The organism is Natronosalvus halobius, from assembly GCF_024138145.1.
Lineage (GTDB): Archaea > Halobacteriota > Halobacteria > Halobacteriales > Natrialbaceae > Natronosalvus > Natronosalvus halobius.
Genome location: NZ_CP099997.1, coordinates 2,430,593 through 2,442,170 on the forward strand (window position 1 = coordinate 2,430,593; position 11,578 = coordinate 2,442,170).

An 11,578-nucleotide genomic window follows, 5' to 3' on the forward strand; every position below is an offset into this window, starting at 1 on the left:
CGCGTCCCGATGCTCGCCATCTTCTCCGATACTCACAGCACCGGCGGTCACCACCTCGAGGGTGCGGCGCTCGAGGCCGCCCGCGAGGCCGACGCCGTGGTCCACGCCGGCGACTTCACTACGGTAGAGACTCTCGAGGCGTTTCGCTCGCTCTGCCCCGTCTTCTATCCCGTTCACGGCAACGCCGACAACGTTACCGTCACCGAACAGCTACCGCCCGTTCGGATCGTCGACTGCGAGGGAATCCGGATCGCGGTCACGCACCGTCGCGACGGCGGCGATGTCGGTCTGGCGATGTTCGGCCGCTCGCGCGAGGCGGACGTCGTCGTCTCGGGACACACGCATCGCCCGTCGGTCGTCGACGCCGAGGGCGTCCTGTTGCTCAATCCCGGGAGCCACGCCCAGCCACGCGGAAACCGGCCGGGGTTTGCGACGCTCGAGCGAGGTAAGGACGGGACGGTTCGTGGCGAACTTCGAGAACCGGACGGCACGCTGCTTGAATCGTTTGCGCTCGAGCGCGAAAACAGGAGTGAGTGAGCGACGTATGTGAAAGTTCAGGTGACCACGGGGGAGGGCACGCGACTGTAAATGGCGGTTCGGGCGACCGCCGAAGCATCAGAGGGGACGAGTAGGGGCCGACCGCGAGTGGTCGGTCGATCGGTCGATCGGTCGGTTTGTCGTGACTTCCGCGCTGGGGGAGAGCGCTGGGTCGGCCCCGGACGGTGGGTGGACTGTACCGGTCGCACCAGTGGATGTCACGGGAACGTGTGCGACCGAAGTCCATCAGCACCTACGTGTCGGGTATAAAAAGACTCACCGCAAGCTAAAAAATCGATTTTAGCTATCCGTTTCTCAGCCTCGAAGCCAGTTCCCCACCCCACAGATCCTCGAATCTCACCGTCTTCGAGGCGTCGAAACGGTTTTGCGACCGCCCCGTGTACCCTCGACGTATGTTCGACCTCATCCCCGACGACCCGGTCATCATCGCGATGGTAGTCATTTTGCTGTCGCTCATCTTCTTCCTCTACCTTCTGCTCCGGCGGACCGTCCTCGAGTTTCGGGACGGAATGGAGCGACGATAGCGCCATTTCTCACGACTGGCCGTCGTCGGTCGTTGATTCTCCATGGGGCGCTGATTCTCCATGGGGCGCTGATTCGCCACGGCGCTGATTCGCCACGGCGGTGAGACCGCGAGCAACTGGTGCTCGAAGGTTGGGAGTGACAAACGGTATCGGCGGAAGGGTAAACGCGGCCTAGACGAGCGCTCCAGCAACCTGCTCGACCGCTCGCTCGATGTCCTCGCGCGACACGTCTCGATGAGTACAGAACCGAATCGTCGTCGGCCCGAACGCGGTCGCCAGGACGTCGTGCTCGCGCAGGCGCTCGAGAACGCTCTCGACGTCCAATCCCGTTCCACCGACGTCGACGACGACGATGTTGGTCTCCGGTTCGGGAGTCGACAGGCCCGCGACGTCGTCCAGGCCTGCTGCCAGAAGCCGTGCGTTGTCGTGGTCGGCCTCGAGGTCGTCGACGTTCTCGAGAGCCTGCAGGCCGGGGCCCGCAATGATCCCCACCTGGCGCATCCCGCCGCCGAAGAGTTTTCGCGTTCGGCGCGCACGCTCGACGAAGTCGGCGTCGCCCGCGAGCATCGATCCAACGGGTGCGCCGAGCCCCTTGGAGAGACAGAACATCACAGAGTCGACGTGCTGAGTGATGTCGGTGACGTCGACGTCGAGGGCTGTCGCGGCGTTGAACACGCGCGCACCGTCGAGGTGAACCGCTACGTCGCGCTCGCGAGCGGCGTCGGCGGCCTCGGCGATCCGGACTGGTTCGATCGCCAGCCCCCCGCGCGCGTTGTGAGTGTTCTCGAGACAGAGCAACCCGGTTCCGGGGCGGTGGAGGTCCTCCGCGACGTAGCCCGCTTCGACCTGGTCGGCGGACGGAACGCCGCGCTCGCCGTCGACCATCCGCACCTGGACGGCGGCGTGCTGGGCCATCCCGCCGAGTTCCCACTTGACGACGTGGCTCTCTCGGTCGGCGAGTACCTCCTGGCCACGCTCGGTGTGTTCGCGGACGGCGATCTGGTTGCCCATCGTCCCCGTCGGTACGTAGAGGGCCGCCTCCTTGCCCACGAGGTCGGCGGCGCGCTCCTCGAGTTCGTTCACTGTGGGGTCTTCGCCGTAGACGTCGTCGCCCACGTCGGCTTCGTGGGCGGCGTCGCGCATCGTGTCGCCGGGTTTCGTGACCGTGTCCGAGCGCAAATCGATCATGGTAGGTGTCCGTTTCGTCTCGCCGAAGAAATAGGCGACGCTCCCGGTCGGTGCCGGGCGAACGCGTCGTGACTCGTTGGTTTCGGCTTCCCGCGCTCGAGTGGCGCCTCGCTGATTCGGTTGCCAGTGCCTCGAGTGACGTTCGGAACGAAAGGATATTCGACTTCGAATCGAAATAGCCGAGCATGGATCCGCGAATCCGCGAGCACGCACAGATCATCGCCGACCACTCCGTGGACCTCACGCCCGGCGACAACGTCATTATCGACGCCCACCCCGTCGCGGAGGACCTGGTCGTCGCCCTCCACGAGGTCGTTGGCGACGCCGGCGCGAACCCGCTCACGACGAGCAAGCGGGCAGGCAAACGTCAGCACCGGGCGTTTCTTCGTGCGGCGGCAGACGGCGACGGTGACGACCCCGAGTTCGACACCCCATCACACGAACTCGCACTGATCGAGAATACGGACGTCTACATCGCGATCCGCGCGGACGACAACGCGACCGAGACAAGCGACGTCGATCCCGAGGTCAGCGCGGCCTACTCACAGGCCTACCGCCCCGTCCAGGACGAGCGCCTCTCGAAGCGGTGGTGTCTCACGCAGTTCCCCGCGCCCGCGAACGCGCAACTGGCCGAGATGTCACGCGACGGCTACGAGAACTTCGTCTGGGACGCCGTCAACAAAGACTGGGACGCCGTGCGCGAACACCAGCAACAGATGGTCGAGATTCTCGACCCAGCCGAGGAGGTACACATCGTCAGCGGCGACACGACGGACGTGACGATGAGCGTCGCCGGGAACACGACGCTCAACGACTACGGCGAGCACAACCTCCCCGGCGGCGAGGTATTCACCGCGCCCGTTCCCGACAGCGTCCAGGGCGAGGTGCTCTTCGACATGCCGCTGTACCACCAGGGCAGAGAAATCACCGACGCCTATCTCGAGTTCGAGAACGGCGAGGTCGTCTCCCACGCGGCCGAAAAGAACGAGAATCTGCTGACGGAAGTGCTCGAGACGGACGACGGTGCCCGTCGGCTTGGCGAACTCGGCATCGGTATGAATCGCGACATCGACCGCTTCACCTACAATATGCTGTTCGATGAGAAGATGGGCGATACGGTTCACATGGCGGTCGGTCGCGCCTACGACGAGACGGTCGGCGAGGGTAACGAGGCGAACGACTCTGCGGTCCACGTCGACATGATCGTCGACATGAGTGAGGAGTCGTTCATCGAAGTGGATGGCGAGGTTGTTCAGAAAAACGGGACGTTCCGATTCGAGGACGGCTTCGAGGCGTGAGATAGAAGTTTTTGGTCCAGCTTTTGCGAGCGAGTCACGAAGTGACGAGCGTTGGGGGAGTGACGAGCGAGTCAGAAGGCGGCTTCGATCGAGCGAGACGACCATCAGTGTCCACTCGAGACACGCCGATAACCCAGATGAGCGACGATTCCGACGACGAACGCGATCCCGATGTTCGTAGCCAGCGCCAGGAACCCAATTCCGATCGACAGCGGAAGGTGTTCGGACTGGCGAACACCCGATCCCAGCATAACGGCGACGACGACCAGCAAGACCCCCAGCATCGCCAGCGGAAACGCCTCGAGCAAGGTCACCGAGGCGAAGACGGCGGCCACGAGGTAGAACCTGCCCAAGATAACGTTCGCACCGCCGGATCGCGCGCCGAACGTGTACTTGCCGGCGACGCCATCACAGCCGTGACACAGCGGGATACCGCCCGCCGGAATCCCGAGGAGGTACCGTCGATTTGAGGCAACAGTCATCGCGTGTCGATCCAGTCGATGTTCTCCGCTGAATGGGATCAATCTCGTACGACCACGTCATCGGAAGATGTTGCCGCAACACTGGTGGTATAGGCAGTTCGCTACGCGAGGTACTGGTGCCGTCACTGATCAGAGGCACAACACTTGACACACCGTCGCGTCACCCCCGTTCTTCTCTCCTCTCGTGGGTGTTCGAAGCACGTCTCGAGTAAGTTCGCGGACGACCGCCGATATAACACCGCCGGAGCGCCCGAATCCCTTCAGACGCACCGGGGATTACACGCTGATCGATCTGTCTCTGGCCGTAATGGTACCTCGAAATTGCCGGTCTGGGCGTTATTAGACGCTGTGTCGACAATGGTATCAGGATTAGAGAGTGTAACGATATGAGTGAACCAATGAACGGAGAAAGCGGATACTGGCACTCTGTGCGACCTGTAGATCAATATCCGTCGCACACGAGCTCCTGGACGGGATGATCCTCCCGATCGGTCGGAACGGATGTTCGTGTGAGGAGCAAGCGTTCGAGAAAGTAGAGCTGGCTTCGAGCCCCGAGCACGACGAGGCGGACCCAACTGGTGAAGCCGACTGATCAGTACCGCTCGTGCAGTGATCGGTTTTGCTCACACCGATCCGCGTTCGTGGCGACCAGGCGCGATCTCTGGATCGTGAATCGCGACGTCGACACCGTCGCCGTTCCCACGACAGGTAGCGGAACGAATTGCACTCGTCGTTATCTCGTCCGAACCCGTTCTCGATCCGTTCGTCTCACGTCCGCTCGTCAGGGTACACGGGCACGATGGGATTCGAACCACGGTCGCAACGAAGCTGCTCCCTGATTCGAACCCATCGTCGTTCGTGATTCGCTCCTCACGTCCGTTCGTCGCAGAATCACGGGCACGATGGGATTCGAACCCACGACCGTCGGATGTCTTCCCCCACCGCAACCGCAACCGCGACGGGGATAGAAGTCCGACGCTCTATCCAGACTGAGCTACGTGCCCTCGACTCCCTGTCGTCTGTCAACCAGTATAAGCAGTGGGGATTTCGACGGACAAAACGCATCTATCGAGCGCATTCGTAACCGCCTACCGACGCCTCCGGTTGACTCTCCGACCTCGAGTCGATGTCCAGGAGGTCGGGATGATCACCCGCATCGGCCCCCGTCAGGACCACCCGGTCGCGCCGGCGTTGCCACCGCCGGTGACGAACGGAGACGTGAACCGGGATCGTTTCGAGTCCGAGTAGCTGCGCGACGACCAGGCGCTCGAGTCCGTCGTGAAGAATCCACCGACCGTCGCGACCAACGTCGACCCGAACTTCGCCCGTCGCGGCCGGAAACGACGGACAGGGATCGAGGACCGACCCAGCCTCGAGAACCGTCGATCGTTCGTCACGACGCTCGCTGATCCGCGGACAGCCCCGCGTAGCGAGGTCGGCGAGGTACCACTCGAGTGCGCTCCGGTCGCCGGAAACGCCTGTCCGCTCGAGTCGCACTGTTGCTCGCGGGTTCGTCCCCTGATCGCCTCCGGATCGAGGGCCGCCGTCTGCGGCTACGGTGAGTGGTTCATCCGCGAGCGCCGACGACGGACGTCCCTCGTTAGTGAGCCACTGGACGACGCGACGATAGCGATCGGTTTCCCGTACCCGGGCGCTCTCGAGGTCCCACGTCCCGGGCACGACGGCCGGGACGTGCGTCGGCGACTTCGACTCGAGCACTCTGCGCTGGCGTGGCTCGAGCGCGTATCGTATCCGATCCGGAGCGACTTCGACGACGCGAAACGGGTCGATCGGGGCCGCGTAGTGCCGTCCGCAGGTCCACCAGGTCAGTAAACGAATGCGCTGTCGGTGGTACCGGCGAACGATCGACATCACGGCGTGCTCACCGACGAATCGAGAAGCGAATACCGAGTCGGCCCACCACATCGACTACATCGGCCTCGAGCAGGAGCGTAAGTAATCGGGAGATAGGCGTCGGTAGCGCGTCCGTACCGTCAGGCGAGCCCACCGCGAGCGTCGGCGGCTAGCTCTGATCGTCGGGCGCGTACTCGTCGGCGACCCGAGACGCTTCCTCCGCGTATCGCTCCCGCGTGTCTTCGTCCGGAACCGGCGCGAGTTCCGACGCGTCGATTCTCTTGGCAGCCGGTACCGGCGGCCCCCTTCGAAGGGCCGTCGCCGACCGCTCCCGTCGCTGGTACCGCTCGCCGTTCGACATCGCGTAGACGAGCGTGACGAGGTTCCGATCGTCGAAGGTTCGTTCGACGAGCCAGCATCGAACGGCGTCGCTCGAGTCGGTCAAACTCGTGCTAACGGCCCCGTCACTGGTATCCTTTCCCTCGCGGCGACCAGACTCGCGGGAACCTGAACTGGTTTATCCCGGGACTGGCAATCCAGGAGTGATGCGCGAAACGATCGTTGCGTTCGACTTCGACGGCACCCTTTCGGACTCGGAGATGACCGTCCTGCTGGGGGATCGACTCGGCGTCGCCGACGAGATGGCCGAGATCACCGAGCGAGCGATGAACGACGAGATCGGCTACGCCGAGAGCCTGCGCTCGCGGGCGGCCCTGCTCGAGTCTCTCGAGCGCGTCGAGGTCGAGGCCGCGTACGCGAACGTAGTCCTCCGCGAGGGGGCAGCGGACCTGATACGGGACCTGAACGAGGCGGGGGTCACGACGGCGATTCTCACTGGTGGCTTCCAGCGCGGCGTCGAAGCGGCGCTCGAGCGCGACGGCACGAGGGTCGATCACGTCGTATCGAACCGATTGCCGCTCGACGAGGCTGGCGAGGCGCTGACCGGCGACGTCGAGGGGCCGCTCGTCGAGGGGACGAAAGACGACGCGCTTGCCACTCTCGCCGACACCGTCGATGTGCCCCTCGAGTCGACGGTCGCGGTCGGCGACGGTGCGAACGACCTGCCGATGCTTCGGGTGGCCGGTCTCGCCATCGGCTTCGATCCCAAGCCAGCCGTCGAACCCCACTGTGACGTCGTCGTGACGTCCATGGACGGTGTTCGATCAGAACTTCGTAAGGCGGGCATACTCGAGTGAGCGTCTGGATGTTCCCCGTGAAGCGGACGCAAACGGACCGAAGACGGTTCTGACCATCACAGGGCTACAAATTAACTCGAATGATAGTCAATTTCGCACTAAGTTAATTCCAACCACGCATTTTTGATACCAATGAGTATTTACCCGCTCCCGAAATAAGACCGGTAACGATGTGGCAAGATTTGGTTTTCATGGTTGGTAGCGGCCTGTCGATATTCTTTCTCGCCCCGACGCTACGGGATGCGACAGCGCGCGTGCCCCTCGGAACGAGCCTTCCCTCGATGGGAATCGGGATAGTGTACGGCCTCACGTTTTCGACGATGGGAATGACGTTCTCGGCAACGGGCGCGCTCTGTGCCGGTACGATGTGGGCGTTAATCGCGCTTTTCCGCTCTCCTGGAAGCCAGGCGGCACCGATTACTCGCGTCGACGGCCTCGCACTCTTCGTCCGAGATGCACAACGCTGGCTCGAGGGCCTGGTCGGCGAAACGAGCGTGCGCGACCAGTTCGTCGTCGACGGCGAGTATGCCGGATCGGCATACGGAAACGGACCTGTCGATGCCAGCATTGGGTTCGATCACCCACACACCGCTGACGACTAATCGTCCGACGGGCGATACCGGTCGTGGTTTCGATCGCGGTCTCCGTTCTGGCCACGGTCTCGGTTGCGATTGTGGCCCCGGTCGTGGCCATCGGCGGATTCGGACGGCAAATCATCGGGTTTGTAGCGGTCGTGATCGTGGTCCTGGCCGGTTTCAGGAGGTGACTCCTTCGCGGTCTCGGATCTGGCCTCGGCGTCGTCCATGTGCTCGCCGTGCGGTTCGCCATCCGGTTCGCCATTCGTCACCAGCGACGAAGTTTCATCCGCGATCCGTGACCGCGGGGCCAGTTCGCCTGGGTCGTCTCCTTCCGACGGTTCTTCCTCACTCGAGTCGGTATCGACCCGCGACGGCATCGCAAAGTGCGTCCAGGAGCGAGCGAGGAGAGCGCCCAGCGACGTAAATGCGAGAACCAGGACGATGGATGTGAGGAGAAACGACAGGTCGAGCCCGATGGCTATCGTTTCGATGTCGGCCTCCCGTCTGATGTTCGAATCGGCCGCTTCCAGCGAGTACCTCGCGAATCGGGTCAGCAACGAGAGCGCGCCGACGTACACCACACTGGCCGCACTAACGGCGACGGCGATCTCGGTGATCGTCTCTGACTCGAAGTACCTGCCGACGACGGCGCCCGCGGTCACCAGGACGAGTATCGCGGTCGGAACGAGAAACATCGGTCCGATCTGAAGGGTCTGAATCATCAGGTAGGGCGTACCCTCAGGCTCCTGGGCGAGGGTTCCACCGTGACTGACGAGCGTGACGATGCCCGCGTACACCCACACACCCGGTTCGCCCTCGGCGGGAGTCATCCCGCTTCTGGTGGCCAGGGTAAGCTGGTAGGCCACGAGATACACGACGACGAACGCGGTCACGCCGGTGAGCGAACCAATTTTGGCGTACTGTGGGACCCTGTCGACGAACTGTATCATCTTGGAACGCGCCACGCCGATACCCGAAGTCGCTTCGTCGCGCTCGTCCGCCAGCGTTCGTCGATTCGTTCCTGCTCCGTCGTCAGAGGAGGCAGGAGGTGCAGAGGACCGTTCGTACTCGAGGCGGCGCTCGGGGGCCATACCGGTCCGACGAACCCAACACTAGTTAGTCTTTTGATCAGTAAGACGGTCCTCGCGAATTATCCTGCGGCGACCAGGAGGACGAGCGTACTCACCGAGAGAAGAGGCTAGTGTGAACGGGCGCGAACGGGCTCGACTCCGGACGCTCGACGGTGTCCGTGATCGCTCGCCCCTGGAGGCCGGCCTCGAGCAATCCCGACAGCGGCGGGCCGACTTTCTCGGGTTCGACGAGGAACGCGTCGTGACCGTGATCGGAGTCGACGACGTGGTGGGCGACGTCGATATTGGCTTCTCGACAGGTCTCGGCCAGGGCTTCGGCCTGTTCGACGGTGAAGTGCCAGTCGCCGGTAAACGAGAGGAGCAACAGGTCGCCCTCGAAGGCGGCGAGCGCGTCGGCGTCAGACTCGTAGCCAGCAGCGAGGTCGAAGTCGTCCATCGCCCGAGTCAGGTAGAGGTAGCTGTTCGCGTCGAACCGGTCGACGAAGCGCTCGGCCTGATAATCGAGGTAGGATTCGACATCACGGTACGGGAAGAACGCACCGGCTGGGTCCGTCGGCCCGTCTCGCGTCGCCTCGCGGCCGGCCGCTCGACGGCCGAACTTTCGGTCCATGGAGGCCTTCGAGAGGTACATGATGTGGCCGATCTGGCGGGCGCGAGCCAGGCCGTCCGTCGGGCCGGCCTCGAGCGATCCGCTGCCAGCCTCGGTCCCGTCGTCTTCGACCTCGTAGTAGTGACCGCCGTTCCAGTCCGGGTCGCTCGTGATCGCCCGCCGAGCGACCGCGTCCAGGGCTAGACACTGTGGATCGAGCCGCGGGGCGGTCGCGACGGCGCCCGCACACTCGATATCGTCTGGGTAGCGCCGCAGCCAGTCGAGAACGTTCATCCCGCCGACGGAGCCGCCGACGACCGCCCGCAGGCGACCGACGCCGAGTTCGTCGAGCAGTCGCCGCTGGGCGCGGGTCCAGTCGCCGACTGTGACCGGTGGGTAATCAGTCCCGTACGGCCGTCCAGTATCGGGGTTCTCGCTCGCGGGCCCCGTCGTGCCGTAACACGAGCCAGGGACGTTCGCACAGACGACGTAGTACTCCGTGGTGTCGATCGCTTTTCCGGGGCCGACGACGTCGCCCCACCAGGCGCGGGCCTGTCCGGCCGTCTCGTCGCCGGCGTCGGGACGGCGGGCGACGTGGGCGCTTCCCGTGAGCGCGTGACAGACGAGGACCGCGTTCGAGCCGTCGAACTCGCCGTAGGTCTCGTAGGCGACCTCGAGCGACGGGATGGATTCCCCGCACTCGAAGGTGAACGACCCGAGGTCGACCGTATCCCTGGTGGTCATCGGGTCACTCGCCTCCCGCCGGTGTCGTCGCCGACTCGATCGCCTGCTCGAGGTCGGCCAGGACGTCCTCGGGGTCTTCGATACCGACCGAAAGTCGAACGAGGTCGGGCGTGACACCGGCGTCGGCCTGCTCCTCGGGCGTGAGCTGGCCGTGGGTGGTGCTCGCGGGGTGGATGACGAGCGTCTTCGCGTCGCCGATGTTCGCGAGGAACTGGGCGACCTGGACGGACTCGCAGAACCGCTTGCCGGCCTCGTAGCCGCCGTGCGCGTCGTCTGAATCCGAATCGGCGGCGCCCTCGAGCCCGAACGCGATCATGCTCCCGTAGTCCGCGAGGTAGGTCGCGGCGTTGTCGTGCGTCGGGTGGCTCTCGAGCCCCGGGTAGGTGACCCAGGCCACGTCGTCGTGGTCGGCGAGGTAGTCGGCGACGATGGCGGCGTTCTCGCAGTGTTTCTCGATTCGAAGGGGAAGGGTCTCGAGCCCCTGGAGCGTCTCCCAGGCGTCGACGGGCGACTGCTGGTTGCCGAGACTACGCGTCGACCGGTAGCGGACGGCGGCGGCCAGCGGCGCGTCCGCGAAGTCACGCGAGAAGTCGACATCGTGGTAGGCGTCGTTCGGACCGGCGACCTCGTCGTACCCGTGGGCGCCCCAGTCGAACGACCCGCCGTCGGCGACGACGCCGCCGACCGTCGTCCCGGAGCCGTGGATCCACTTCGTCGTCGACTCCCAGACGACGTCGGCGCCGTGCTCGAGCGGCCGGCACAGCGCGGGCGAGGCGAACGTGTTGTCGACGACCAGCGGGACGCCGTTCTCGTGGGCGATGTCGGCGATGGTTTCGAAGTCGGGCGTGACGAGCGAGGGGTTGCCGACCGTTTCGACGTGAACGAACGCGGTGTCCTCGTCGATGTCCTCGGTGTAAGCATCCGCCTCGAGCGTCGGGACGAACCGGGTGTCGATCCCTCGGCGTGCCGCCGTCTTCGCGAAGTACGCGGTCGTCCCCCCGTAGGTATCCGTCGAACAGACGACGTTGTCGCCGGATTCGGCGAGCACCAGGACGATTGAGTCCAGTGCGGCCATCCCGCTCGCGCTCGCGACGGCGCCGCTCGCGCCCTCGAGCGAGGCGAGGCGCTCCTCGAGAACCTCGACCGTGGGGTTGCTGATCCGGGAGTAGATGTGGCCCTCGCGCTCGAGGGCATACAGGTCGGCGGCAGTATCCGCGTCGTCGAAGGTGTAGGAGGTCGTCTGGTGGATCGGTACCGCGGCCGCACCGGTAGCCGGATCGCCGTCGTAGCCGGCGTGGACGCTCCGGGTGGCCAGCCCGGGGCTCGAGGGGCCGTCGCTCTCGTCGTTTCTCATGTTTCGTATGCATACTTCTACGTAGACTTATGCACAGCAGTAACGGCAAATACGGCCATCGGATGAGAGCGATTCGCTTGCACGGTGGCCGAGAGAATGTTTTAGAAGGGGCTCGATCCCAC

The 11,578-nt window shown here is 64.4% G+C and carries 12 protein-coding genes and 1 tRNA gene; 5 read left to right on the top strand and 8 right to left on the bottom strand.

What is annotated here, in order from left to right; all coding sequences use genetic code 11:
* Window positions 1–9: 9 nt before the first annotated feature.
* Together NGM15_RS11930 and NGM15_RS18730 are read left to right on the top strand one after the other, a co-directional pair.
* Window positions 10–537: a metallophosphoesterase gene (locus tag NGM15_RS11930; RefSeq protein WP_253438060.1), complete on the top strand. Its 528-nt coding sequence runs from the start codon at window positions 10–12 to the stop codon at window positions 535–537.
* Window positions 538–950: 413 nt separating this feature from the next.
* A complete protein-coding gene (locus tag NGM15_RS18730) occupies window positions 951–1,082 on the top strand; it encodes a DUF7859 family protein (protein ID WP_256498863.1) in 132 nt (43 codons plus the stop codon).
* Window positions 1,083–1,253: 171 nt separating this feature from the next.
* Here NGM15_RS18730 and ltaE read toward each other — a convergent pair whose 3' ends face one another.
* Window positions 1,254–2,270: a low-specificity L-threonine aldolase gene (gene ltaE / locus NGM15_RS11935; protein ID WP_253431171.1), complete on the bottom strand. Its 1,017-nt coding sequence runs from the start codon at window positions 2,268–2,270 to the stop codon at window positions 1,254–1,256.
* Window positions 2,271–2,455: 185 nt separating this feature from the next.
* Between ltaE and NGM15_RS11940 the strand changes: the two genes are divergently transcribed.
* Window positions 2,456–3,568: an aminopeptidase gene (locus NGM15_RS11940; protein WP_253431174.1), complete on the top strand. Its 1,113-nt coding sequence runs from the start codon at window positions 2,456–2,458 to the stop codon at window positions 3,566–3,568.
* A gap of 104 nt (window positions 3,569–3,672) precedes the next feature.
* Here NGM15_RS11940 and NGM15_RS11945 read toward each other — a convergent pair whose 3' ends face one another.
* The 4 genes from NGM15_RS11945 to NGM15_RS11960 form a co-directional block, all read right to left on the bottom strand.
* Complete coding sequence (locus tag NGM15_RS11945; RefSeq protein ID WP_256498864.1) at window positions 3,673–4,092, bottom strand: putative sulfate/molybdate transporter; 420 nt, start codon at window positions 4,090–4,092, stop codon at window positions 3,673–3,675.
* An 852-nt stretch (window positions 4,093–4,944) separates the two neighbouring features.
* Window positions 4,945–5,054: transfer RNA gene (locus tag NGM15_RS11950), tRNA-Arg, on the bottom strand.
* Between the two features lie 61 nt (window positions 5,055–5,115).
* Window positions 5,116–5,922 (bottom strand): hypothetical protein, encoded by an 807-nt coding sequence (locus NGM15_RS11955; protein ID WP_253431177.1) that lies wholly within the window; start codon window positions 5,920–5,922, stop codon window positions 5,116–5,118.
* A 151-nt stretch (window positions 5,923–6,073) separates the two neighbouring features.
* On the bottom strand, window positions 6,074–6,349 hold the full coding sequence (locus NGM15_RS11960; RefSeq protein ID WP_253431179.1) for a DUF7967 family protein: 276 nt from the start codon (window positions 6,347–6,349) through the stop codon (window positions 6,074–6,076).
* 100 nt (window positions 6,350–6,449) lie between these two features.
* On the opposite strand from NGM15_RS11960, the gene serB reads away from it, so the two are divergent.
* On the top strand, window positions 6,450–7,100 hold the full coding sequence (gene serB, locus NGM15_RS11965) for a phosphoserine phosphatase SerB (protein WP_253431180.1): 651 nt from the start codon (window positions 6,450–6,452) through the stop codon (window positions 7,098–7,100).
* A gap of 170 nt (window positions 7,101–7,270) precedes the next feature.
* Window positions 7,271–7,702, top strand: coding sequence for a hypothetical protein (locus tag NGM15_RS11970; RefSeq protein ID WP_425494444.1), 432 nt, complete (start codon window positions 7,271–7,273; stop codon window positions 7,700–7,702).
* Here NGM15_RS11970 and NGM15_RS11975 read toward each other — a convergent pair.
* The 3 genes from NGM15_RS11975 to NGM15_RS11985 form a co-directional block, all read right to left on the bottom strand.
* On the bottom strand, window positions 7,699–8,769 hold the full coding sequence (locus tag NGM15_RS11975) for a hypothetical protein (protein ID WP_253431184.1): 1,071 nt from the start codon (window positions 8,767–8,769) through the stop codon (window positions 7,699–7,701). The genes NGM15_RS11970 and NGM15_RS11975 overlap by 4 nt on opposite strands.
* Window positions 8,770–8,860: 91 nt before the next feature.
* Complete coding sequence (gene metX / locus NGM15_RS11980) at window positions 8,861–10,102, bottom strand: homoserine O-acetyltransferase MetX (protein ID WP_253431186.1); 1,242 nt, start codon at window positions 10,100–10,102, stop codon at window positions 8,861–8,863.
* 4 nt (window positions 10,103–10,106) lie between these two features.
* The gene (locus tag NGM15_RS11985) at window positions 10,107–11,456 is read right to left on the bottom strand and encodes an O-acetylhomoserine aminocarboxypropyltransferase/cysteine synthase family protein (RefSeq protein ID WP_253431188.1); all 1,350 of its coding nucleotides are present in this window, start codon (window positions 11,454–11,456) and stop codon (window positions 10,107–10,109) included.
* Window positions 11,457–11,578: the final 122 nt, after the last annotated feature.

Coding starts and splice junctions, on each gene's coding strand:
- NGM15_RS11930 (WP_253438060.1), top strand. CDS start 10: ATGCTCGCCATCTTCTCCGATACTCACAGCACCGGCGGTCACCACCTC.
- NGM15_RS18730 (WP_256498863.1), top strand. CDS start 951: ATGTTCGACCTCATCCCCGACGACCCGGTCATCATCGCGATGGTAGTC.
- ltaE (WP_253431171.1), bottom strand. CDS start 2,270: ATGATCGATTTGCGCTCGGACACGGTCACGAAACCCGGCGACACGATG.
- NGM15_RS11940 (WP_253431174.1), top strand. CDS start 2,456: ATGGATCCGCGAATCCGCGAGCACGCACAGATCATCGCCGACCACTCC.
- NGM15_RS11955 (WP_253431177.1), bottom strand. CDS start 5,922: ATGTCGATCGTTCGCCGGTACCACCGACAGCGCATTCGTTTACTGACC.
- serB (WP_253431180.1), top strand. CDS start 6,450: ATGCGCGAAACGATCGTTGCGTTCGACTTCGACGGCACCCTTTCGGAC.
- NGM15_RS11970 (WP_425494444.1), top strand. CDS start 7,271: ATGTGGCAAGATTTGGTTTTCATGGTTGGTAGCGGCCTGTCGATATTC.
- NGM15_RS11975 (WP_253431184.1), bottom strand. CDS start 8,769: ATGGCCCCCGAGCGCCGCCTCGAGTACGAACGGTCCTCTGCACCTCCT.
- metX (WP_253431186.1), bottom strand. CDS start 10,102: ATGACCACCAGGGATACGGTCGACCTCGGGTCGTTCACCTTCGAGTGC.
- NGM15_RS11985 (WP_253431188.1), bottom strand. CDS start 11,456: ATGAGAAACGACGAGAGCGACGGCCCCTCGAGCCCCGGGCTGGCCACC.